This window comes from Azohydromonas caseinilytica (genome assembly GCF_012927045.1).
GTDB classification, from domain to species: domain Bacteria; phylum Pseudomonadota; class Gammaproteobacteria; order Burkholderiales; family Burkholderiaceae_C; genus Azohydromonas; species Azohydromonas caseinilytica.
On the sequence record NZ_JABBFW010000047.1, the window covers coordinates 1 to 22,534 of the forward strand.

Below are 22,534 nucleotides of genomic sequence, written 5' to 3' on the forward strand. Positions count from 1 at the left end.
CTTCTGCTCGGTGACCAGCTTCACCGCCTCGGCACGGAACTCCGCCGTGTAGCTCTGATTCTTCTTCATCCTCTTGCCCGTCTGCTCTCTGTTCGAGGCGGGTGTCCACGGAAGTCAGGCTACCTCAACTGCGACTCCTCATCAGTCAGCGCACGTAACTGATCCTTGCGTGGGTAGGCCATGGCATGCCTCCTGAAAAGCAGCCGTCCCAACAACAATAGTCGTTGTCGAACAAAAGTCCACCCATCGTGCCGGATGACCCACTAGCTCCCCATCGCCCACTGGCACGGCTGGATCGGCTGCGCCACGACGGCCGACGCCATCCTCGACAGGCTCATGCAGCGCTGCCGGCGCTTCGATCTCGAAGGCGAGTCGCGCCGCAAGAACGAGGCTCAGGCCCACGACCGGGCCGCTGCGCGGCCAAGGAAAGCACCGTCACAGGAGGACAGCATGAGCTGAAACCCGTGGTCCAAAACTAAACTGGCAACCCTGCGCAACACCGCCACCGACGTGGCGGTCACGATCGCCGAAATACGCAAAGTACCCACCTTTGGCACCACGGTTTCAGCGCTGCTGGAGCTCTTGGACTGGCTGGAGGAACTGGTGCTGTCCAACCCCGCGCACGTGAAGAACGTGCCTGGGCGCAAGACCGACGTCAACGACGCAATGTGGCTGGCCGACTTGCTCGCGCATGGGCTCATACGCGCGAGCTTCGTGCCGCCGCAGCCGCTGCAGGAGTTGCGTGCGCTCGCGCGTACACATAAGCAATTCGTGTGCGAGCGCACTTCGCAGCTGCAGCGCATCGAAATATGCTGGAGGACACCGACATCAAGATCACTGGGTACTTGAGCGACATGCCGGGCAAGAGCGAGCACGCGGGGTTGCAGGCGCTCATTGCCGGCGAGCGCGACCCCGAGCGACTGCTGGCATGCATCGGCCCGCGTGTCAAAGCCAGCCAGCCGTACCGAGTTGCTGCAGACGCTGCACGGGCGCCCCAGCGCGCATCACCGCTTCATGCTCAAGCTGTACCTGAGGCACATCGACGCGCTGGACCAAGCCATTGCCGTCATCGAGCAGGAGGTTGGCCGTGGGCTGGAGCCCTTTCGCCACGCCGCGCGGCTGCTGAAGACCATGCCCGGCATCAGCGAGCGACACCACGGCGCAGGTGCTCGTAGCTGAGATCGGCGTGAACAGGTCGCGCTTCCCTTCGGCAGGGCACTGCTGTCGTGGAGCAGGCTGTGCCCGCGCAATGACCAGAGCGCAGGCAAGCGCCGCAGCACCCGGCTATGCCACGGCGGCCAGTGGCTCAAGGCCACGCTGGTACAGGCGGCCTGGGCGGCCATCAAGTTCAGCGGCTACCTGCAAGCCCAGTTCCGGCGGCTGCGTGCACGCCGCGGTGCCAAGAAGGCCATCGTCACCGTGGTGGTCTCCATGCTTACCGCGGCGTGGCACATGCTGCGTAATGGCATCGAATGGCAGGAGTTGGGCGCGGCGCACTTCGACCAGGCCAACCCCACGCAGACCGCCCACCGCCTCATCCGCCGACCTCAACAGATGGGCTACACCGTGCAAACCATGCCAGCCTGACCGGGAGTTTCTTCCTAGATCAGTGCGGTTGGTCATAGCCGCATGGACCCCGGTCTTCTCTGGCCGGTTCATTCAGTCAGACGGTCCCAGAGCGCCGGAGATGCCTGCGCACAGTTGCGGGCCGCAGCAATGTGAACGACCGTCCGGTGAACGCCAGCATGTCCGTGGTTGAAACGGTGGAATTGCATGGTAGACGAGCGCTGGCAGTGACTTCTGTCGCACGACCTCAGCGCGACAGGGCCCTGAGCGCGAGCTTGATGCCCTCGCTTACGCCCACGTCGGCGGGCAAGGCCTTGAGTGCGGCGGTGGCGTCGCGCTCGGCATAGCCCAACGCAATGAGTGCCTGAACAATGTCGACCTGTGCGTCGTTGACGACGCTGGCAGGCTGTTCAAGGTCAGGGCCGAGCTTGCCTTTGAGCTCCAGCAACAACCGCTCGGCAGTTTTCTTGCCGATGCCGGGTACCTTCACCAGCCGCGCACTCTGTTGCTGGCTCACCGCCTGCGCCAGCTCCGCTACGCTCAAACCTGACAGCAGAGACAGGGCCATGCGCGGACCTACACCGCTGATACGGATAAGCTGGCGAAAGGTGGCGCGTTCTTCAGGAGCAAGAAAGCCGAAGAGCTGATGCGCGTCCTCGCGCACTACCAAGTGCGTCAATAGTGTAACGCGCTCGCCCAGCGCGGGCAGGTGGTAAAACGTGCTCATCGGCACATCGACCTCGTAGCCAACGCCCCCGACGTCCAGCATCACCAGTGGGGGGGACTTCTCGATCAGCTGGCCTTGCAGACGACCGATCACGGGCACACCGCCTGCGGCGCATCAGGCCACAGGGGCGCGCTCGTCGATTTCTTCATTTTCCCGTCCCTGTTTTTCTTTTCAGCGGCTGCGGCCGAACAGACCCAGCCGCTGTGCTTCCAGTGCTGCTTCGGCGCGCGAACTCACATTCAGCTTTCGATAGATTTGCTTGACGTAGTCAGCAATAGTGTGCCGCGACAGATTCAACTGCACGCCAATTTCGGGCAACGTGAAGCCCTTGGCCACGCGTAACAGCACTTCGCTTTCACGCTCGGTGAGTTGCACATGCGGCATCAACGGCGCTTGCGGCTTGGCCTGCGCTGCGAAATAGGCGATGACGCGTCGCGCAATTGAGGGCGACAGCGGCGGCTCACCTTGGCTGATGCGCTGCAACTGCTCGGTGATCAGTTCACGCGGCTGCTCTTTCAGGATGTACCCGTAGGCGCCAGCCTGCAGTGCGGGGAAAAGGTGCTCATCATCGTCGTGGATGGTCACGACTACCGATTGCGCCTCGGGCTGCTGCTCGCGCAGCGCCGTCACCACATCCACGCCCGAGCCGTCCGGCAGGCCTAAATCCACCAGCGCCAAGTCAAAGCGCAGCGCCGAAACCAAACCAAGAGCATCGTGCACACGTGCGCTCTCAGATATCTCAGCGTTGGGGAAGACCTCCATCACCAAGCTCTTGAGCCACGTACGGATCTGCGGCAGGTCTTCCAGAAGCAGGATGTTCTTCACAGGGCCTCCACTGAAGTCACAGGTTGTGTGTAGTTCATGGTAACAGCGGCCCTCAAAGGGACCACTCGCACGGGGGCCCGCGTCTGGAGGGATGTGAGTGTGCGCTTCAAGCCGCCACGGCATGGCGTTCCAGTGGCAGGGTCAGGCGAATGACCGTGCCGTACCCGGGACCGGATTCGACCAAGCACTGTCCCTGCAACTGCTTGGCGCGATGCTTCATGCTGGACATGCCATGGCCGCGATCGAGCCGGCCATCGAGTTCCATCGGGATGCCGCGCCCGTTGTCCTGGATCGCAAGCTGAAAATCGCCGCCTTCGATTTGGCAAGTCACGGTGCAGTGCGTGGCCCCGCTGTGCTTGATGATGTTGTTGACCGCCTCGCGCAGGATGCGCGTGGTCTGCACGTAGGCTCGCGCCGACAGCGTCTGTGGCATGTCATCGGTGGGGGCTACCCAGCGCGCCTCAATGCCGGTCTGCGCCAGGCGCGACATGGCTTCGGCACGCCAGTCGCCCAGGGCATCAATGAGCCGCACTGGCCTGCCGGTGAGGCCACGCACCGACAGCCGCATCTCTTCCAGCGCCTCTCGCGCCAGCGTGGAAATGCGCTCGTTGTCGCTGGTGTGGACGATGGTCAGCAGTTTGGCGCCCAGGTCATCGTGCAAGTCGGCTGCGATGCGCTTGCGCTCACGTTCCGTGACCTGCTCGATGCGCAGCTCGGTGAGCTGCGCGAAGTTGCGTTCGATCTCCTCGGTGGCCTCGCGGATACGCGCCTCCAGCACGCGTCGATCGGCTTCCGCATCCTGCAGTGCACGCCCATGCAGTTGCACCAAGCGCAGTCCCATGCCGATGAAGGTCAGCGGCAGCGACAGGTGCACCAGTGCCAGGAACGTCGAGCCCGGCGGCTCCAGCAGCGCCAGCAGCTGCACCGCCACCAGCACTGCGGTACCCACAATCAGCATCGCCACCGCCCAGCCATGTTGTCCGCGGCGGCGCCAGGCGCGGCGCAGGAAGCGCGCCAGCGCTACGATGACCTCCAGCGCCAGCAGCGTCGCCCAGGCGTTGGACAGCAGATGCACGCGTTCGGGGCCGCCCACCAGCATGCTCGCCGGCACCAGCACGCATTGCAGCAGCAGCACCAACCCCAGGCGCGGTGTGCGTTGACCTGCCCGGCGCAGCAGGAACTGCACGGCTGCCAGCGTCACGATGGGCATCAGCGAGGCCAGCACCACTTCGGCCTCGAAGCTGGTGAGCGGCAGATCGCGCCAGCCCAGGCGCGCCGTCAGCAGCGCCGAGCCCACAGCCAGCATGCCGAAGTAAGCCAGGTGGCTGTGGCGCCGGTTGAGCCAGCCCAGCACGCACATGAAGCTGCCCAGCAGCAGCAGGCTGCCGCTGAGCACCAGCGGCAGCGTGACGTTGAGCGTGTGATGACGGTCCTGCAGCGGTGCCAGCGCCGCGTGCGGACCCAGTTCCAGCACTGACAACCCGCCCGCGCGCAGCCGAGATCCCACGCGCTCCAGCGCCTGTCCGGCCACCTTGATGTCGAGCACGTTGCCCTGGGAGCGCAACAGCGCCGCCGGCAGCGTGACAAGTTGGGCATGGTGGCAGTTGCGCGTCATGGGCTCGTGCATGCGTCCGGCCGCGTACAGCCGCTGGCCGTTGAGCTGCACTTCGAGGTTGCTGCACGCGCGTTCGACGTACAGCGCCAGCAGTTCACCGCTGTCCTGCGGCAGTGGCGCATCGAAACGCACGCGGTACCACACCGGCCCGGCATGGCCCGGGCGCGAGGCGTTCCAGTCGTCGGGCAGCGTCACCGTACGTTGGGAAAGCCCCTCCGGAAACCGGTTGTCATCGCTCTCGACGCTCAGTGCCCGGTCGATGCGAAGCACGCCAGCCGTGGCGGTGGTGGCCAGTGCCAGCATCAGGGCCAGCAGTGCGAGGAGGCGCCGCAGCAGCGCTTCGGGGTGCAATCGGACCATTGAGCCATTGTGCAGGAGCCCCGTGCCGGGACTGTCCGGGCGGCACGGTGTGTGCTGGGGCAGCGACAATGCGCCCCCCGTTCAGAGACCAGAGGCTGCCTTGATCCTGCGCCATGCCTTCATCCCGCTCGACAACGAGCGCCTGTCGCACCTGTGCGGCGCCACGGACGAGCACCTGCGCGCCATCGAGGACGCGCTGGGCGTCAAGCTCACGCGGCGCAACGAGTCCTTCCGCATCGAGGGCACCAAGCGCGAGGCCGAGCGGGCCGCCGCGCTGCTGCAGCGCCTGTACGAGCGTGCCAACAAGCCCATTCCGCCCGAAGCCCTGCAACTGGCGCTGGCCGAAGCCGCCAGCAGCGACACGGCCCCGGCCAGCGAAACGCCGAGCGGCGAAGTGGTGCTGCATACCCGGCGCGCCGACCTGCAGGGCCGCACGCCCAACCAGGTGCAGTACCTGAAGCACATCCTCTCGCACGACATCACCTTCGGCCTGGGTCCGGCGGGCACCGGCAAGACTTTCCTGGCCGTGGCTTGCGCCGTGGACGCGCTGGAGCGCAGCCAGGTGCAGCGCATCATCCTCACCCGTCCGGCGGTGGAGGCCGGCGAGCGGCTGGGCTTCCTGCCCGGCGACCTGACGCAGAAGGTCGATCCGTACCTGCGCCCGCTCTACGACGCGCTCTACGACCTGATGGGCTTCGACCGCGTCACCAAGGCCTTCGAGCGCGCGACGCTGGAGATCGCGCCACTGGCCTTCATGCGCGGGCGCACGCTGAATCACGCCTTCGTCATCCTGGACGAGGCACAGAACACCACGCCTGAGCAGATGAAGATGTTCCTCACCCGCATCGGCTTCGGCAGCAAGTGCGTGGTCACCGGCGACACCAGCCAGATCGACCTGCCCAAGGGCATGACCAGTGGCCTGGTGGATGCCGAGCGGGTGCTGCAGCGGGTGCGCGGCATTGCCATGACCCGCTTTACCGCGGCCGACGTGGTGCGCCATCCGCTGGTGGCGCGCATCGTCCAGGCCTACGAGGCCGCCGATGCCCGGGGGGAACGCTGACATGGCCGCCACGCTGCCCGAACTGAGCCTGTCGCTGCAGTTCGCCGACCCCTCCCACCGGGCCGAACTGCCGCGCCACAAGGTGCGGCGCTGGATTCGTGCCGCGCTGGACGAACTACCGGCCGAGATCACGGTGCGCATCGTGGGCGAGGAGGAGGGACGCCAGCTCAACCGAGAATTCCGGGGCAAGGACTACGCCACCAACGTGCTGACCTTCGACTACGCCCACGAGCCAGTGGTGGTGGCCGACCTCGTGCTCTGCGCTCCGGTGGTGGAACGCGAGGCCGGCGAATTGAAGTTGCCGCTGGCGGACCACTATGCCCACCTGCTGGTGCACGGCACGCTGCACGCGCAGGGCTTCGACCATGAAGAGGACGACGAGGCGGCGGAGATGGAGGCGCTGGAGACGCGCATCCTGCTCGGCCTGGGCTTGCACGACCCCTACGGTAACGCCGTCTGAGCAAGGGCTGCGCCGTTCAGCGCCGCTGCGTGCCCAGGTAGCGCTTGCGCCAGAAGAACCAGCCCAGGCCCAGGCCCAGCGTCGCCATCAGCGCCACGGCGATCCACACGCCGGTGCTGGTGTGGATGAGCGGCAGGGCGTCGAAGTTCATGCCGAAGAAGCCCGTGATCAGGTTCAACGGCAGGAAGATGGCCGTGAGCACGGTGAGCGTGCGCATGATGTCGTTGGTACGGTGGCCAATGGCGGAGAAGTGCATCTGCACTGCGGTCTCGGCCGACTGCTGCAGCCGCCGGACATGCGAGAGCACGCGCTCGATGTGCTCCAGCACGTCGCGCGAGCGCACGCGCAGCAGCTCGAACTCGCGTGCCAGATGCGTCTCGTGCGGGGGCTGCTCCTCCAGTCCGTCGATCCACTCCTGCATCGCGGCGCGCTGATCCTCGCAGGTGTCCTCCAGCAGGTGCAGTGCGTTGCGTGCGTCCAGCAGTACCTGCCAGTCGTGGAAGCGGCTGCGCGGGTGCAGCAGCGCCTGCTGCAGCGCGCCGAGCTGGCGCGTGAGCAGGCGGCGCAGGTCCAGGTAGCTGTCCACGATGTGGTTGACCATGCGCAGCATCAGGTCAGCCGGGCTGGTGGGCAGGCGCGGGCCGCCGCGCTCGCGAACGCCGCCGGGCGCGCCCAGGCGGCGCTCGAAGTAGGCGCGCACCGGGCACTGCGGTGGGTGCACGGTGATCAGTACGCGGTCATAGACGGCAAAGCCCACCGGGCTGGTGTCCACCAGGGCCGGCGCCGGCTGTGCGGCCCCGGCCGCCGCTCCATTGCCGCCGTGGTTGCCGTTGGTGCCATTGCCCGGCTCGGGCGTGGACGCCGCCAGGCGGCGAAACACCAGCAGGTCGTACCAGGAGGTGTAGTCGAAATTGCTGGGCAGCTGCGCGTTGAGTAGGTCCGAGACATGCAGGTCCACCAGTGCACCGCAATCCCAGCGCAGCAGCGCAGCCTGCAGTGCCGGAGCCTCGGCCTCGAAGGCCGGGCGCTCGCAGCCGATCCACAGGAAGCCCTCCAGCGGCAGCACGCTGGGCAGGGCCTCCAGCGCCACCACGCCGTCAGCGCCGATGTAGAGCGCCCGCATCGATGCACTCGCTTCAGCGCGCGCGCAGCAGCCGTGCAGCGTCCAGGGCGAAATAGGTCAGCACGCCGTCGGCGCCGGCGCGCTTGAAGGCCAGCAGCGACTCCATCATCACCGCGTCATGGTCCAGCCAGCCGTTGGCCGCGGCGGCCTTGAGCATCGCGTACTCGCCGCTGACCTGGTAGGCGAAGGTCGGCATGCGGAACTCGTCCTTCACGCGGCGCACGATGTCCAGGTACGGCATGCCGGGCTTGATCATCACCATGTCGGCGCCCTCGGCGATGTCCAGCGCCACCTCGCGCAGCGCCTCGTCGCTGTTGCCCGGGTCCATCTGGTAGACCTTCTTGTCCGCCTTGCCCAGGTTGCCGGCACTGCCCACGGCGTCGCGGAAAGGACCGTAGAAGGCGCTGGCGTACTTGGCGCTGTAGGCCATGATGCGGGTGTGCACCAAGTTCGCTTCCTCCAGCGCGGTGCGGATGGCGCCGATGCGGCCGTCCATCATGTCGCTGGGCGCCACGATGTCCACGCCGGCCCGGGCCTGCGCCAGCGCCTGCGCCTTGAGCACCGCCACCGTGGCGTCGTTGAGGATGTAGCCGTTGTCGTCGAGCAGGCCGTCTTGGCCGTGGCTGGTGTAGGGGTCCAGCGCCACGTCGGTGAGCAGGCCCAGCTGTGGGAAGCGGCTTTTGAGCTCGCGCACAGCGCGCGGCACCAGGCCATCAGGGTTGGCCGCCTCGCGGCCGTCGGGCGTCTTGAGCGCGCCATCAATGACCGGGAACAGCGCCATCACCGGCACGCCCAGGCTCACACACTGCTCGGCCACGGCGTAGAGCCGGTCCAGGCTCATGCGCTGCACGCCGGGCATGCTGGCCACGTCCTCGACACGGTTGGTGCCATCAAGCAGGAACACCGGCAGGATCAGGTCCTGTGGCGCCAGCCGGTGCTCGCGCACCAGGGCGCGGGTGAAATCGTCACGGCGCAGCCGGCGCGGCCGGCTGGCGGGAAAAGGGGGCAGGATGTGCACGGAAGGCGTCCTCGGTACGGCGCGGAGCCGGCTGCAGCCGCGTGGGGAATGAAAGCCCCGTAAGCCCTCGTGACCGGCCCGCATGGCGCAGGCAAGCGCCTGCTAGACTGGAAGTCGAATGATAGCCGCGAGGCGTCATTCCCTGCTTTTCCTCCCTGAGCAGGTGCCTTGACGTCATGACAGCGCAAGGCTTGCGGCCCCGGGCGATGCCCGGGGCTTTCTTTTTTGACCTGCCCCCTTTGCTGCATCGCAGCAGGCCCGGATCAGGGGCTGCCGATAATGGCCGCATGAGTTCCGCGTACCTGTGGGCCAAGGCCCTGCACATCGTTTTCGTGGCCAGCTGGTTCGCCGGCTTGTTCTACCTGCCGCGGTTGTTCGTGAACCTGGCCATGGTGCCGGCGGACTCGCATGCCGAGCGTGAGCGGCTGCTGCTGATGGCGCGCAAGCTCTACCGCTTCAGCAGCATGCTGATGGTGCCGGCGCTCGCGCTGGGCCTGTGGCTGTGGCTGGGCGCGGGCATCGGCCGCGGACCGGGCAATGGTTGGTTGCACGCGAAACTGGCCCTGGTGATCGGCGTCATTGGCTACCACCATGCCTGCCGCACGATGCTGCGCCGCTTCGAGCAGTCGGCCAACCAGCGCAGCCACCGCTGGTACCGCATGTTCAATGAGGTCTCAGTGCTGCTGTTCGCCGCTATCGTGATCCTGGTGGTGGTCAAGCCTTTCTGAACCTGGCCGTGGTGGTGGAAGAAGCGCTGGGAGACACGACCATGCGGCACAGCCTGCGCCGCCGCCCCATGGAGCCGGGGCGCTGATGGCCCGCCGCAGCGGCACCACGGCCTTGCCGTTGTCGGCAGCCTTCGCGCTGCTGATCGTGTACGCGACGCTGTATCCGTTCAGCGGCTGGCGCTGGCCGCCGGGGCAGTCGCTGGAGTCGCTGCTGGTGCTGCCCTGGGCGCAGTACTACATCGCCTTCGACCTGTGGGCCAACTTCATCGGCTACATGCCGTTGGGCGCATTGCTCTATGGCGCCGGGGTGCGCAGCGGCTGGCGCTGGTGGTGGGCGCTGCTGGCGGCGGCACTGCTGCCGGGACTGATGTCCTACACGCTGGAGCTGATCCAGAACTTCCTGCCCGAGCGCGTGCCCAGCCGCGAGGACTGGCTGCTCAATGGCGGCGGCGGCGTGGTGGGCGCGTTGCTGGCGGCGGCGCTGCAGGCGCTGGGGGCGATCCGTGGCTGGCAGACGCTGCGCGACCGCTGGTTCATCCCGGCCAGCGCGGGCGCCTTGACCCTGCTGCTGCTGTGGCCGCTGGGGCTGCTGTTTCCGACGCCCGTGCCGCTGGGCCTGGGCCAATGCTGGGACGAGGTCCGTGAGTTGGCCTTGCTGGCGCTGGAGGACACGCCTTGGGCCGCCGCCGTCGAGCCCTGGCTGCGGCCGTTGCTGCCCGAGAGCACGCCGCTGTCGCGCCCGACCGAGATGCTGGCGATCGCGCTGGGGCTGTTGGGGCCCTGCCTGGTGGCTTTTGCCGTGATGCGTTCGCGCGCGCGCCGGGCCGTGCTGGCCCTGCTCGTGCTGGCCCTGGCCTTGGCGGTGAGCGCGCTGTCCACGGCGTTGAACTTTGGCCCCGAGCACGCGCTGGCCTGGCTCACGCCGGCCACCGTGCCGGGACTGGTGCTCGGACTGCTGGCGGCCTGGGGGTGCAGCCTGCTGCCCCGCCGCATGGCCGCGGCGGTGGGGCTGATCGTGCTCACGGCGTTGGTGGCGGTGGTGGCGCAGGCACCCGACAACCCTTACTACGCCCAGAGCCTGCAGGCCTGGGCACAAGGGCGTTTCATCCGTTTCCACGGGCTGGCGCGCTGGATCGGCTGGCTCTGGCCTTATGCCGCCGGCCTGTGGTTGCTGCTGCGCATCGGTGCACGTGACGATGCCTGAGCCGGGCACAGGAAGCCTATTCGGCGAGCGGCCCCGGATTGTTCAGGCGCGCTCGATAAATACGCCATGCATTGCCGGATTTGTACAGATTTTCTGATCAATCCCGCCCTGGCGGCATCCTGTAGGCCGAGCCCTCCAGGCACCACTATGGCTGCGGCGAGAGCAGAGCCATGTGCCATGGTGAGCGTCCGGCTTGGAGCTCCTGCTGGCCTGCCGCGCTCCACGCGGAACGGGCGGCACAAGCGTCCACTGCGGCAACGTCAGGTGACTGCCTGTAAGTGAAACCCCGTCCCTACAATTCCGGGGATGAGCTACTACAAGCACCACATCTTCTTCTGCCTGAACGCGCGGGAGAACGGGGAAGCCGCCTGTGCGCAGCACGACGCGCAGGCGGCTTTCGACCATTGCAAGGCGCGCGTCAAGGCCGCCGGGCTGGCCGGTCCGGGCGGGGTGCGCGTGAACAAGGCCGGTTGCCTGGACCGCTGCGCCGGTGGCCCGGTGGCGGTGGTCTATCCCGAGGCCGCCTGGTACACCTTCGTGGACAAGGAAGACATCGACGAGATCGTCGAGTCGCATCTCAAGGATGGCCGGGTGGTGGAGCGCCTGCTGCTGCCGCCGGACGTGGGCCGCTGATGAACGCTCACACCCAGCGCCTGCGCGTGCCGGGCCCGGCCGGCGAGATCGAATGTGCCCTGGACGCGCCCGCGGGCGACCCGCGCGGCTTGGCCGTGCTGTGCCATCCGCACCCGCAGCACGGCGGCACCATGGACAACAAGGTGGTGCAGACCCTGGCGCGTGCCTGCGTGCAGCTGGGCTGGCGCACCGTGCGCTTCAACTTCCGCGGCGTCGGTGCTTCCGGCGGCCATTGGGACGAGGGCCGCGGCGAGATCGAGGATGCGCTGGCCGTGATCGCCGCGCTGCGCCAGGGCGATGAGCCGCTGGTGCTGGGCGGCTTCTCCTTCGGCGGCTTCGTGGCCTCGCAGGCCGCGCAGCGGGTGCAGCCCGCGCCGCAGCGCCTGGTGCTGGTCGGCCCGGCCACCAGCCGCTTCGACGTCGCGCCCGTGCCTGCGGACACGCTGGTGGTGCACGGCGAGCATGACGAGGTGGTGCCGCTGTCGGCCACCCTGGACTGGGCCCGCCCGCAAGCGCTGCCGGTGGTGGTGGTGCCCGGCGGGGGCCACTTCTTCCACGGCCAGCTGCCGCTGCTCAAGTCCATCGTGCTGCGCCATCTGGCGCACTGAGAACTTCTTCCTGCTTTTTTCGGCGGCCGCCCGTCGTCGCACGGGCGGCGCGCCGCGTTGACGTTTCCCCACCCTGAATTGCCCATGAAACGCCTGATTGCCTTCCTGCTGGCCTTGCCGCTGGCTCTTTCCTGCTTCGCCCAAGCGCCGCAGCCGCCCGAGATCGCGGCGCGCCAGTACGTCCTGATGGACCTCTCCAGCGGCCAGACCCTGGCCGAGCGCGATGCCGATGCGCCGGCCGACCCGGCCTCGCTGACCAAGCTCATGACCGCCTACGTGGTCTTTGCCGCGCTGCGCGACAAGAAGATCACGCTGGAGCAGACCCTGCCGGTGAGCCAGCGCGCCTGGAACGAGCGCAAGGGCGGCGCCTCGGTGATGTTCATCGACACCACCATGAGCCCGAAGGTGGATGAGCTGCTGCGCGGCATGATCGTGCAGTCGGGCAACGACGCCTCCGTGGCCCTGGCCGAGGGTGTGGCGGGCTCCGTGGAGGCCTTCGTGGCCATGATGAACCGGCAGGCGCAGGCCTTCGGCCTCAAGAACACGGCCTTCAAGAACGTCACCGGCATCACCGAGCCCGGGCACCGCAGCACGGCGCGCGACATGGGCATCATCGCCAGCCGCATCATTCGCGACTTCCCCGAGTACTACCCGTACTACGCGCTCAAGGACTACACCTACAACAAGATCCGCCAGGACAACCGCAACCTGCTGCTGCGTCGCGATCCCACGGTGGACGGCATGAAGACCGGCTACACCGATGCTGCCGGCTACTGCCTGGTGGCCAGCGCCAACCGTGACTTCCCCAACGGCAAGCGCCGGCTGCTGTCGGTGGTGCTGGGCACGGCCTCGCGCGAGGCGCGCGCCAGCGAGAGCCAGAAGCTGCTGAACTGGGGCTACGGCGCCTTCGACAACGTGCGCTTGTTCGAACCCGGCAAGCCCATCGTTACGCCGGAAGTGTGGAAGGGCGCCAGCGCCCAGGCCAAGCTCGGCGCCGCCTCCGGCGTGGTGGTGACAGTGCCCAAGGGCGAGGGCCAGCAGCTGCAGACCAAGGTCGAGCGCAGCGACCCGCTGGTGGCGCCCCTGGCGCAGGGCCAGCGCGTGGGCACGGTCAAGGTCAGCACGCGCACGGGCACGCCGGTGGCCGAGGTGCCGCTGGTGGTGCTGGAGCCCGTGGAGCAGGCCGGTTTCATTGGCCGCACCTGGGATGCGCTGCGGCTGTGGATCAAGTAACCTGAGTCGTTTGCCGTCCCCAACCCAGGAGCCGCGCGATGCACCCCCAGCCCGTCTCACCCGACAGCTTGTGCTTTCTCAACGGCGAGTTCCTGCCGCTGGCCGAGGCCCGGGTGCCGGTGCTGGACCGGGGCTTCCTGTTCGGCGACGGTGTCTACGAGCTGCTGCCGGTGTACGGGCGGCGCCTCTTTCGCTTCGCCGACCACATGGCGCGGCTGGAGCGCAACCTGGGCCGGCTGCGCATTCCCAATCCTTTCGACCGCGATCAGTGGCTGGCGCATGCGCGGCGGCTGATCGCGGCGCAGCCGGCTGAAGACCAGTCGCTGTACCTGCAGCTCACGCGCGGTGTGGCGCCACGCGACCACGTCATGCCCGAAGGGCTCACGCCCACAGTGTTCATGATGAGCAGCCCCACGCGGGCGCCGACGCCGGAGCAGCGCCACCAAGGCGTGGCTTGCATCACGGCGCGCGACTTCCGCTGGGAGCGCGGCGACCTCAAGACCACCTCGTTGCTGGGCAACGTGCTGGCGCGCCAGATCTCGGCCGACCATGGCGCCAGCGAAACCATCCTGCTGCGCGAGGCCGCCAGCGGCATCAGCTACCTCACCGAGGGCTCAGCCAGCAACGTGTGGGTGGTGCACGAGGGCGCGTTGCTGGGGCCGCCCAAGAGCGAGCATGTGCTTGAAGGCATCCGCTACGAGCTGCTGCGCGAGCTGTGCGAGGAAGTGGGCATTGCCTACAACCTGCGCCCCATTCCCGAAGCCGACCTGCGCTCGGCCGACGAGATCCTGCTGAGTTCGGCCGCGCGCGAGGTGCTGCCGGTGACGCGGCTGGACGGCGAGCCCGTCGGCCACGGCGCGCTGCGCGGCAAGCCCGGCCCGGTGTACGGGCGCCTCTACGAGGCCTACCAGCGCGCCAAGATCTTGCAATCCGTCTGAGGCGCTCCATCTTCTGCCACGGGTGCGGTGCTTGCCGCACCCTTTTTCATTGCGCGGCGCCTTGCCGCTTACCCGTTGTCAGGCCATGAACACTGCCGCCACTCCCACGCCCCGCGACTTGCTCATCGACTACCCGTGCCCCTTCCCGATCAAGGTGATGGGAGCGCACGTGGAGGGCTTCGAGGAAGCCGTGGTGGCCGTCGTGCTGCAGTTCGACCCCGGCTTCGACGCCGCCAGCGTCGAGCGCCGGCCCAGCAGCGGCGGCAACTACCTCGGGCTCACGGTGACCGTGACCGCCACCAGCCGCGAGCAGCTCGACGAACTCTACCGCACGCTGACCACGCACCCGATGGTCAAGGTGGTGTTGTGACCCCGGAGGCGGCCGGCGGCGCGACGGCGTCGGCCTCCAGGCGCTGCGCCAGCGCGCGGGCTTTCAGCGCCGCGGCCGGGTCGCCGCCGACGGCTGCCGCGGCATACCAGTAGCGCGCCAGGCGAAGGTCCTGCGGCAGGCCGTCGCCAGCTTCGTACATCGAGGCCAGCAGGTACTGCGCGCCTTGGTCTCCTGCCACCGCCGCGGCGCGGTACCAATGCGCGGCCTGGGCCGCGTCACGCGGCGCACCGCGGCCCAGGTAGAAGGCGGTGGCCGTTTCCACCTGTCCCGCGGTGCTGCCGGCCTCGGCGGCCTGCGCGTACCAGCGGTGCGCGGCGGCCAGGTCGATCCGGCCAAGATAGCCGCTCTCGTGCAGGCGGCCCAGCTCGAACATCGCCGTGACAAAGCCGTGCTGTGCCGCGCGCGTCATCAGCCGCAAGGCCTCCTGCGTGCTGGCGCCGGGCAGTTCGCCGCGCAGATGCATGACGGCGAGGTTGTGATCCGCCGCCGGCAGCCCGGCACGCGACAGCCGCTCGAAGGCGGCTCGCGCTTTCTCGAGGTGTCCCGCTTCGTAATCCTGCACCGCCGCGTTCAGGGCGGATTGCGCCTCCGCGGACGGCGCTGCGGCCGCCGTGGCCAGGGCCCACGCGGACAGTGCGGCCGCGGCCGGGCGCAGGACGGAGAGGAAAAGGCGGTGATTCATTGCGGCCTCGGCGTCGGTGCGGATCAATGAGCCCACGATACGGCGGCACTGCCTCGATCGAATGGTGTGCGCAAACACCCGCGCCCAGGGCAGGGCGGTGGCCGCGGAGGATAGGCAAATGCAGGCGAACGACAATGGCGGGATGACAGCCACTGCCTCTCATTTCGACGCGCCACAGGTGAAATGGCTGGGTCGCGCCGATTACGCCGCCACCGAAGCAGCCATGCGAGCCTTTACCGAGGCACGCACGGCCCGGACGCCCGACGAGATCTGGCTGTGCGAGCATCCGCCGGTGTATACGCAAGGCGTGGCCGGTCGCGCGGAGCATGTGCTGGCACCGGGCGACATCCCGGTGGTGCAGACCAACCGCGGCGGGCAGGTCACGTACCACGGGCCAGGACAGGTGGTGGCTTATCCGCTGATCGACCTGCAGCGGCTGGGCATCTTCGTGCGCGAGTACGTCTACCGGCTGGAATCGGCCGTGCTGCGCGTGCTCCAGGACTACGGTGTCACGGGGCACCGCGTCAGCGGCGCGCCGGGCATCTATGTCAAGTTGGACGATCCTTTTGGGCATGCTGCGCTGACCGGCCCTGCCGATCCGCGCGATCCGTTCCGTGGCCTGGGCAAGATCGCGGCGCTGGGCATCAAGGTCACCCGGCACTGCACTTACCACGGTGTGGCCCTCAACGTGGCCATGAACCTGGAGCCCTTCAACCGCATCAACCCATGCGGTTATGCCGGGCTGCAAACCATCGACCTCGCTAAAATTGACGTTTTCACCACATGGGATGACGCGGCCGCGCGACTGGCGCAGCGCCTGCAGTCGCAATTGAGCCGATGAGCACCGATCTCCCCAGCGCTCCCGCCACGCCCGTGACCCAGGGCGCCGCTCCCGCACCGTACGACCCGACCGCCAAGCAAAAGGCCCAGGCCAAGACGGCGCGCATCCCGATCAAGGTGGTGCCGGCGGAGGTGCTCAAGAAGCCGGAGTGGATTCGCGTCAAGGCCGGCTCGCCCACCACGCGCTTCTACGAGATCAAGGAGATCCTGCGCGAGCACAAGTTGCACACGGTGTGCGAGGAAGCTTCCTGTCCCAACATTGGCGAGTGCTTCGGCAAGGGCACGGCGACCTTCATGATCATGGGCGACAAGTGCACCCGGCGCTGCCCGTTCTGCGATGTGGGCCACGGCCGTCCGGATCCGCTCGACATCAATGAGCCGGAGAACCTGGCCAAGACCATCGCGGCCTTGAAGCTCAAGTACGTGGTCATCACCAGCGTGGACCGCGACGACCTGCGCGATGGTGGTGCGGGGCATTTCGTGGAATGCATCCGCAAGACACGTGAGCTTTCGCCTGCTACGCAGATCGAGATCCTCACACCCGACTTTCGTGGTCGCATGGACCGCGCGTTGGACATCCTCAAGGCTGCACCGCCCGATGTGATGAACCACAACCTGGAAACCGTGCCACGTCTGTACAAGGAGGCACGCCCAGGCTCGGATTACCAGTTCAGCCTCAATCTTCTCAAGCGCTTCAAGGAATTTGCCCCTGGCGTGCCGACCAAGAGCGGCATTATGGTGGGCCTGGGCGAGACGGACGAGGAGATCTTGGAGGTCATGCGTGACATGCGCGCGCATGGCATCGACATGCTGACGCTGGGCCAGTACCTCGCACCCAGTGGCCACCATCTGCCGGTGCGCCGTTACGTGCATCCCGACACCTTCAAGATGTTCGAGGATGAGGCCTACAAGATGGGCTTCACGCACGCCGCAGTGGGCGCGATGGTGCGTTCAAGCTACCACGCCGACCAGCAAGCCCATGCAGCAGGCTTGGCGCCAGTGGCCTGAGTCAGTCGTAATGGGCTTAGGCGCCGGCTCCGGTGCCCAATAAAGCCGGGTCTTGCACCCGGCTTTTTCATGTCGCTACAGGCAGGCGGTCTGAAGGTGTCCAGGCCGGCTCATGAGGCGACGCACGCGCTTCTTGCCCACGCGGTGTCCCGCGCCAGCAACTCCTTCATCCGCGGCCAGCCGTGCTCCTGACGGACCTTGGCATGGATGGCTCTTATGTGCACCAGCAAGACTTCATCGCTGCGCCTGCCCGACCCTGGCCGAGTGGGCTTGCGCGCGTCGCACCGGCGCCGATCCCGCTCCAACAAAGTACTGCTAACGGCGGTCGGGGCGTCAGCCTTTTTTCAGCAGACCCTCGACCAGCGTATGCAGTGCGGCGAAGTCAGGCTCGCCGACATAGCGTTTGACAATACGGCCCTGCTGGTCAATTAAGAAGGTCGTAGGCGTGAGCTGGATGTCGCCAAAACGCCGGGCGATCTGACCGGTGTTGTCGATAGCTACACCGAAAGGCAACTGGCGTGTTTGCGCGAACTTGGCAACGTAGGCAGGTGGGTCGTAACTCATCGCCACGGCTAGCGTCTCGAAACCGCGATCCTTGAATTTGTTATGCGTGGCAACGAGCTGGGGCATTTCCTTGACACAAGTTACGCAGCTGGTGGCCCAGAAGTTCAGCAGCACCACTTTGCCCTTGAGCGCCTCGGTGCTGCCGGCACTGCCGTCCAGCAGCGTGTAGTTCACAACTGGGGCTGGCTCATAACGAGCCATGCTTTGCCAAGCCAGCACGGCCGCGACCAGCGTCAGGGTGGTCGCCAAACCGACGAGAGGACGGCGCAAATTCATGATGAGCACTCGCTCGGTGCAGACGAAAGACGCAGTTTATTCTGGGGCTGAAGGCTTCCGAAGAATGTCGGACATTGGCATGGTTACGGTCGCTGGGCCTGGTTCAAGCAAGAGTAGCACCATGTCAATATAGCCCGCATGAGCAAACGCTATGTCGGCTTGGCACTGTGTTTGGCCGCTTGTACGCCGACGCTCAACTGGCGTGAAGTGCCGTTAGAGGGTGGTGCCGTGGCGCTGTTTCCATGCAAGCCCGAACATCTGGCTCGGACGCTGTCGCTTGCCGGACAACCCGTGACGATGACTTTGCATGCCTGCCAAGCCGCAGGTTTGCGCTTTGCGGTGGCACAGGCCGATGTGCGCAGTCCGGCGCGTGTCAATGCCGCTCTGGCAGCGCTGGTCGCGGCACAAGCGCGCAATTTGCAGACGTTGCTGCCACTAAGCGAGCCGGTGCAGGTGCCAGGCATGACATCCAACGTGCAGGCACGTCGCTATGTCCTGGAAGGGCGGCGTCCTGACGGCAGTGCGGTGCAGGCGCAGCTGCTGGTGTTTGCCCACGGTACACAAGTGCTACAGGCCACCGTGCTGGACGGCACCTCAGACGCCGCGGCCGTACGCACTTTCATGGACGCGTTGCACGTGCGCTGATCGGTCAACGGCCACCTTGGATCAGGTGCGCATAATGCCAGTCATGGTTGGACTTCTTCTCATTGCTCATGCACCCTTAGCCTCCGCACTCCAAGCGGTAGCCATGCATGCCTTTGCAGATAGCGGCGTACCGCTGCAGGCGCTGGATGTAGAGCCGCACATAAGTCCTGAAGAGGTGGAGCTGCGAGCTCGCGCGATGATGCAGCGTTTGGGCACTGAAGAGGTGTTGATTCTTGCCGACGTTTTCGGCGCCACACCGTGCAACGTCGCCCAGCGGCTGGCCGACACACAGCGAGTATGCGTGATCGCCGGTGTCAACGTACCGATGCTTTGGCGCTCGTTGTGCTATGCCGCTGAGCCACTAGAGTCGCTAGTGACGCGCGCTTTGGCTGGTGCCAGTCAGGGCGTGCTGCAACTGCCCACGCCGCACAACCCTGTTTCCTAATTGCTTTTCATGATTCAGACCACGCTGACTATCAGCAACAAGCTGGGGCTGCATGCCCGGGCATCGGCCAAGCTCACCAAGCTAGCAGCCAGCTTTGCTTCTGAGATTTACCTCAGCCGCAACGGGCGTCGAGTCAATGCCAAGAGCATCATGGGTGTGATGATGCTAGCCGCAGGTTTAGGCGCGCAAGTCGAGTTGGAGGTCGAGGGAACTGACGAAGAAGCTGCTGCTTTGGCGCTGAAAGCTCTGGTGGACGACAAGTTCGGTGAGGGGCAGTAAACGGATCTTGATCCAGCAGTGGCAAACATTGCTAAAGAAAGGAAACTTCGGGCCAATCCGAAGACGTTAGCGGGTGCTGCGCTGCTAAAGTGATTCGGATGAGCATTCAGGTCTTCGGGCTGCCGGTTTCGCGCGGCGTTGCCATTGGTCGTGCAGTGCTGGTGGCCTCCAGCCGCGTGGATGTTGCGCATTATTTTGTGCCTGCTTCGCAGACGCGTCGCGAGATCGACCGGTTGCGTCGGGCGCGCGATGCTGTAGCAGCTGAACTAAGTGCCCTGCAGCGCGACTTGCCAACAGAGGCGCCACCTGAACTCTCGGCATTGCTGGATGTACATCTGATGCTATTGCATGATGATGCGCTGGCCGAAGCCATCATGCATTGGATTCTAGAGCGGCACTACAACGCTGAATGGGCCCTGTCCGCACAGTTGGAAGTCGTGGCCCGGCAGTTCGATGAAATGGAAGATGAGTACCTGCGTGGCCGTAAGGCCGACATGGAGCAGGTCACGGAGCGACTGCTGCGAGCTTTAGCGCGCGACGGTATGCCCTCTTTATCTTCCGTTGCACAGCCGGCACGAGACTTTGCCGGCGAGGATCCACTGGTGCTGGTAGCCAACGACATTGCGCCAGCAGACATGCTTCAGTTTAAGCGCAGTGTTTTTACCGGGTTTGTTACCGATGTCGGAGGCAAGACCTCTCACACCGCTATTGTTGCACGCAGCATGGACATTCCCGCAGTGGTCGGCGCCCGTGAGGCCAGCCGGCTCATTCGCCAGGACGATTGGGTGGTTATCGACGGGGATTCGGGGGTGGTTGTCGTCAATCCTTCACCAATTGTTTTGGAAGAGTATCGGTTCCGCCAGCGGCAAAGCGAACTTGAGCGTGCTAGGTTGAACCGACTGCGGCATACGCCAGCACTGACATTGGATGGCGAAAATGTGGAACTGCTTGCCAACATCGAGTTGCCTAGTGACGCGCAGGCTGCGGTAGATGCCGGCGCCGTAGGCGTCGGCCTGTTTCGTACAGAATTTCTGTTCATGAACCGCGGCGGTGTACTCCCTAGCGAGGAAGAGCAGTTTGAAGCCTACCGCTCCGTGGTGCAGACTATGGCCGGTTTGCCAGTGACGATACGCACAGTGGATATCGGCGCTGATAAGCCGTTGGAGCGCATGTCGCCCCAAGAATTGCGTCATGAGCACTCCCTTAATCCAGCTCTGGGCCTACGGGCCATTCGTTGGAGCTTAGCCGAGCCGGCAATGTTCCGGCAGCAGATTCGCGCCATCTTGCGTGCCAGTGCCTACGGCAAGATTAAGTTGTTGTTGCCGATGGTGGTGCACCTACGTGAAATTCGGCAGACCATGGAATTGATCAAGCGGGCGCGTCAACAATTGTTGGATAAAGGGCACTCGATTGGTGATGTGGAAGTGGGAGCTATGATCGAGGTGCCTGCCGCAGTCATGATGCTACCTGCTTTTTTTCGGCACTTTGACTTCGTCTCTATCGGCACTAACGACCTTATTCAGTACACACTGGCCATTGATCGGGCTGATGAGCAAGTGGCTCACCTGTACGACCCTTGGCATCCTGCAGTGCTTAAGCTTATTGCGGATACCATTGCATGTGCACAGCAATATGGCAAAGGCGTAAGTGTGTGCGGTGAAATGGCTGGCGATCCCGCTTTCACTGAATTGCTGCTCGGAATGGGCCTACGTAGCTTCTCAATGCATCCAGCGCAAATTGCGGGTATCAAGCAGCGTGTACTGAGAGCTGACACACGCAAGCTTCAAAGTGCAGTTGAGCATACCCTTCAAGCCGACGATCCCCAAAACTTTTGGGCTGCCGCTTGCGACCGTGTGGAGGATACAGTTGAAATTGCACTGCCTTATTAATCTTGCTGTGTCATTAGGGCCCGTCATCAATTGACAGATCATTGCGGCCTGTACAAGACAAAACGGAAGAAGAACGATGACACGCCGGTATGCGCTCAGGGATGACCAATGGGAGCGCATCAAGGACTTGCTGCCCGGGCGAGAGGGCCATGTGGGCGTGACGGCGCGCGACAACCGGCTCTTCGTCGACGCGGTGCTCTACCGCTACCGCGCTGGCGTCCCCTGGCGTGACTTGCCCGAGCGCTTCGGCGACTTCCGCGTCGTGCACACCCGCCATTCGCGCTGGAGCAAAACCGGCGTGTGGCAGCGTGTCTTCGAGCACCTGACGCAGGACGCGGATAACGAGTACGCCATGATTGACTCCACCATCGTGCGGGCCCACCAGCACAGTGCCGGGGCAAAAAAGGGGGCCAGCAAGCGCAAGCCATCGGACGCAGCCGGGGCGGGCTGAGCAACAAGATCCATGCCCCGACGGACGCACTGGGCAACCTCACGGGCTTTCACCTCACCCCGGGCCAAGCCCACGATCTCGAAGGCGCCGATGCGCTGTTGCCCGCGGTCACGGCCGATGCCGTCATCGCCGACAAGGCCTATGACGCCCAGGCTTGTGTCATCGACGTGCTTGCCCAAGCCGGTCAAGTTGCAGTGATCCCGCCGATTCGCAGCCGCCTTGAACAGCGCACCGTAAGCGTCCTGCTGCACCACGTTGACGCGGCGGCCGAGGCGCGGCAGGCTTTCAGCGCTCGGTGGCAGGCTGCCAGCGGTGGGGCAGCAATTCTTCGAGGCAGCTGTTGAGCTGGGTAGGCAGCCGGGCGAGCACGTCACGCAGGTACTGCCACGGATCGTGGCCGTTGAGTTTCGCGGACTGCACCAGGCTCATCACCACCGCAGCGCGCTTGCCTGCGAGCTCGCTGCCACAGAACAGCCATGCTTTTCTGCCCATGGCCCAGCAGCGCATCTGCTGTTCCAGGTGGTTGTTATGTGTGCCTTGTCAAGGCACGGTTGTTCCGTCGGTGAAAGTCCGACCCGGCCAACTCGCGCTCCGGCCGGAAGCACAAGGAGCGGTCCAGGAGGTAACGAATGGGCTGAAGCACTGCTTGAAAAGGCCTCGTAGGAGGCCAGCAGGCCATGCGGGCCGCAACGTGAGTGAACACTGAGCAGGCCTCGAAAAGCCGTCGTGGATGCCGACTCGCCACAATAACGAGGAAGGCCGACGGCGGCGCCGAAGCGAGCGTGAAGAGCAGGCGCCGCATCCACCGGGGTAGTGGTGGCAGCACGCATGGGTATAGACCCCCCGCGTCAGAATACCTGTCGTCCCCATAGAACCAGGAAACCAGGGGGCGTAGGAAGAAGTGATCAGTGGCTCGTTTCGGACAGGCATTCAAGGACAGGGCGGTAGCGAGGTTGCTGCCGCCTG

The 22,534-nt window shown here is 65.6% G+C and carries 23 protein-coding genes and 4 pseudogenes; 18 read left to right on the forward strand and 9 right to left on the reverse strand.

Going from position 1 to position 22,534, the window contains the following annotated elements; genetic code table 11:
* The first annotated feature begins 273 nt into the window (after positions 1–273).
* Positions 274–459, forward strand: a complete 186-nt coding sequence (locus HHL10_RS30860) for an ATP-binding protein (protein ID WP_375138995.1) — start codon at positions 274–276, stop codon at positions 457–459.
* A 72-nt stretch (positions 460–531) separates the two neighbouring features.
* Positions 532–1,587: pseudogene (locus HHL10_RS30865) on the forward strand (IS110 family RNA-guided transposase); the annotation flags it as partial.
* 226 nt (positions 1,588–1,813) lie between these two features.
* Here the strand turns inward: HHL10_RS30865 and ruvA are convergent.
* The 3 genes from ruvA to HHL10_RS28690 form a co-directional block, all read right to left on the reverse strand.
* Positions 1,814–2,386: a Holliday junction branch migration protein RuvA gene (gene ruvA, locus HHL10_RS28680; protein ID WP_169163854.1), complete on the reverse strand. Its 573-nt coding sequence runs from the start codon at positions 2,384–2,386 to the stop codon at positions 1,814–1,816.
* Between the two features lie 78 nt (positions 2,387–2,464).
* Positions 2,465–3,118, reverse strand: coding sequence for a response regulator (locus HHL10_RS28685; RefSeq protein WP_028996861.1), 654 nt, complete (start codon positions 3,116–3,118; stop codon positions 2,465–2,467).
* Positions 3,119–3,224: 106 nt separating this feature from the next.
* Positions 3,225–5,093 (reverse strand): sensor histidine kinase, encoded by a 1,869-nt coding sequence (locus HHL10_RS28690; protein WP_310734697.1) that lies wholly within the window; start codon positions 5,091–5,093, stop codon positions 3,225–3,227.
* 100 nt (positions 5,094–5,193) lie between these two features.
* Between HHL10_RS28690 and HHL10_RS28695 the strand changes: the two genes are divergently transcribed.
* Together HHL10_RS28695 and ybeY are read left to right on the forward strand one after the other, a co-directional pair.
* Entirely contained in the window at positions 5,194–6,153 is a 960-nt protein-coding gene (locus tag HHL10_RS28695) for a PhoH family protein (RefSeq protein WP_169163855.1), read from the forward strand.
* A 1-nt stretch (position 6,154) separates the two neighbouring features.
* A complete protein-coding gene (gene ybeY / locus HHL10_RS28700) occupies positions 6,155–6,613 on the forward strand; it encodes an rRNA maturation RNase YbeY (RefSeq protein WP_169163856.1) in 459 nt (152 codons plus the stop codon).
* 16 nt (positions 6,614–6,629) lie between these two features.
* Here the strand turns inward: ybeY and HHL10_RS28705 are convergent, their stop codons facing one another.
* Together HHL10_RS28705 and hemB are read right to left on the reverse strand one after the other, a co-directional pair.
* On the reverse strand, positions 6,630–7,736 hold the full coding sequence (locus tag HHL10_RS28705) for a magnesium transporter CorA family protein (protein ID WP_169163857.1): 1,107 nt from the start codon (positions 7,734–7,736) through the stop codon (positions 6,630–6,632).
* Between the two features lie 13 nt (positions 7,737–7,749).
* Positions 7,750–8,754: a porphobilinogen synthase gene (hemB, locus tag HHL10_RS28710; RefSeq protein WP_310734698.1), complete on the reverse strand. Its 1,005-nt coding sequence runs from the start codon at positions 8,752–8,754 to the stop codon at positions 7,750–7,752.
* A 287-nt stretch (positions 8,755–9,041) separates the two neighbouring features.
* On the opposite strand from hemB, the gene HHL10_RS28715 reads away from it, so the two are divergent.
* The 7 genes from HHL10_RS28715 (at position 9,042) to HHL10_RS28745 (ending at position 14,468) form a co-directional block, all read left to right on the forward strand.
* A complete protein-coding gene (locus HHL10_RS28715; RefSeq protein WP_169163859.1) occupies positions 9,042–9,482 on the forward strand; it encodes a CopD family protein in 441 nt (146 codons plus the stop codon).
* A gap of 85 nt (positions 9,483–9,567) precedes the next feature.
* Complete coding sequence (locus tag HHL10_RS28720; protein ID WP_169163860.1) at positions 9,568–10,686, forward strand: VanZ family protein; 1,119 nt, start codon at positions 9,568–9,570, stop codon at positions 10,684–10,686.
* Positions 10,687–10,992: 306 nt separating this feature from the next.
* Positions 10,993–11,319 (forward strand): (2Fe-2S) ferredoxin domain-containing protein, encoded by a 327-nt coding sequence (locus HHL10_RS28725; RefSeq protein WP_169163861.1) that lies wholly within the window; start codon positions 10,993–10,995, stop codon positions 11,317–11,319.
* Positions 11,319–11,927, forward strand: a complete 609-nt coding sequence (locus HHL10_RS28730; protein ID WP_169163862.1) for an alpha/beta hydrolase — start codon at positions 11,319–11,321, stop codon at positions 11,925–11,927. Before HHL10_RS28725 ends, HHL10_RS28730 begins: the two co-directional genes overlap by 1 nt.
* A gap of 84 nt (positions 11,928–12,011) precedes the next feature.
* A complete protein-coding gene (locus HHL10_RS28735) occupies positions 12,012–13,160 on the forward strand; it encodes a D-alanyl-D-alanine carboxypeptidase family protein (RefSeq protein ID WP_169163863.1) in 1,149 nt (382 codons plus the stop codon).
* 38 nt (positions 13,161–13,198) lie between these two features.
* On the forward strand, positions 13,199–14,098 hold the full coding sequence (locus tag HHL10_RS28740; RefSeq protein WP_169163864.1) for a D-amino acid aminotransferase: 900 nt from the start codon (positions 13,199–13,201) through the stop codon (positions 14,096–14,098).
* Positions 14,099–14,183: 85 nt separating this feature from the next.
* On the forward strand, positions 14,184–14,468 hold the full coding sequence (locus tag HHL10_RS28745; RefSeq protein WP_169163865.1) for a YbeD family protein: 285 nt from the start codon (positions 14,184–14,186) through the stop codon (positions 14,466–14,468).
* Here HHL10_RS28745 and HHL10_RS30870 read toward each other — a convergent pair.
* Complete coding sequence (locus HHL10_RS30870) at positions 14,452–15,324, reverse strand: tetratricopeptide repeat protein (RefSeq protein WP_169163866.1); 873 nt, start codon at positions 15,322–15,324, stop codon at positions 14,452–14,454. The two genes, HHL10_RS28745 and HHL10_RS30870, sit on opposite strands and share 17 nt — an antisense overlap.
* On the opposite strand from HHL10_RS30870, the gene lipB reads away from it, so the two are divergent.
* A complete protein-coding gene (gene lipB / locus HHL10_RS28755) occupies positions 15,314–16,012 on the forward strand; it encodes a lipoyl(octanoyl) transferase LipB (protein WP_169163873.1) in 699 nt (232 codons plus the stop codon). The two genes, HHL10_RS30870 and lipB, sit on opposite strands and share 11 nt — an antisense overlap.
* Positions 16,009–17,019 carry a lipoyl synthase gene (gene lipA, locus HHL10_RS28760; RefSeq protein ID WP_205833269.1) on the forward strand — a complete coding sequence of 337 codons (1,011 nt, stop codon included), beginning with the start codon at positions 16,009–16,011 and terminating at the stop codon, positions 17,017–17,019. Before lipB ends, lipA begins: the two co-directional genes overlap by 4 nt.
* Positions 17,020–17,118: 99 nt before the next feature.
* Here the strand turns inward: lipA and HHL10_RS28765 are convergent.
* Positions 17,119–17,294 (reverse strand): annotated as a pseudogene (locus HHL10_RS28765) (IS3 family transposase); the annotation flags it as partial.
* 58 nt (positions 17,295–17,352) lie between these two features.
* On the reverse strand, positions 17,353–17,859 hold the full coding sequence (locus HHL10_RS28770) for a TlpA disulfide reductase family protein (protein WP_205833270.1): 507 nt from the start codon (positions 17,857–17,859) through the stop codon (positions 17,353–17,355).
* 138 nt (positions 17,860–17,997) lie between these two features.
* On the opposite strand from HHL10_RS28770, the gene HHL10_RS28775 reads away from it, so the two are divergent.
* From HHL10_RS28775 to HHL10_RS30875, 5 genes and pseudogenes are all read left to right on the forward strand, one after another.
* On the forward strand, positions 17,998–18,504 hold the full coding sequence (locus HHL10_RS28775; protein ID WP_169163868.1) for a hypothetical protein: 507 nt from the start codon (positions 17,998–18,000) through the stop codon (positions 18,502–18,504).
* Positions 18,505–18,607: 103 nt separating this feature from the next.
* A complete protein-coding gene (locus HHL10_RS28780) occupies positions 18,608–18,949 on the forward strand; it encodes a PTS sugar transporter subunit IIA (RefSeq protein ID WP_235971854.1) in 342 nt (113 codons plus the stop codon).
* A gap of 9 nt (positions 18,950–18,958) precedes the next feature.
* The gene (locus HHL10_RS28785; protein WP_169163869.1) at positions 18,959–19,228 is read left to right on the forward strand and encodes an HPr family phosphocarrier protein; all 270 of its coding nucleotides are present in this window, start codon (positions 18,959–18,961) and stop codon (positions 19,226–19,228) included.
* Positions 19,229–19,326: 98 nt separating this feature from the next.
* Entirely contained in the window at positions 19,327–21,117 is a 1,791-nt protein-coding gene (ptsP, locus tag HHL10_RS28790) for a phosphoenolpyruvate--protein phosphotransferase (protein WP_169163870.1), read from the forward strand.
* 76 nt (positions 21,118–21,193) lie between these two features.
* A pseudogene (locus HHL10_RS30875) lies at positions 21,194–21,775 on the forward strand (IS5 family transposase); the annotation flags it as partial.
* Positions 21,776–21,853: 78 nt separating this feature from the next.
* On the opposite strand, the pseudogene HHL10_RS28800 reads toward HHL10_RS30875, so the two are convergent.
* Positions 21,854–22,096, reverse strand: a pseudogene (locus HHL10_RS28800) (transposase domain-containing protein); the annotation flags it as partial.
* Between the last annotated feature and the right edge of the window lie 438 nt (positions 22,097–22,534).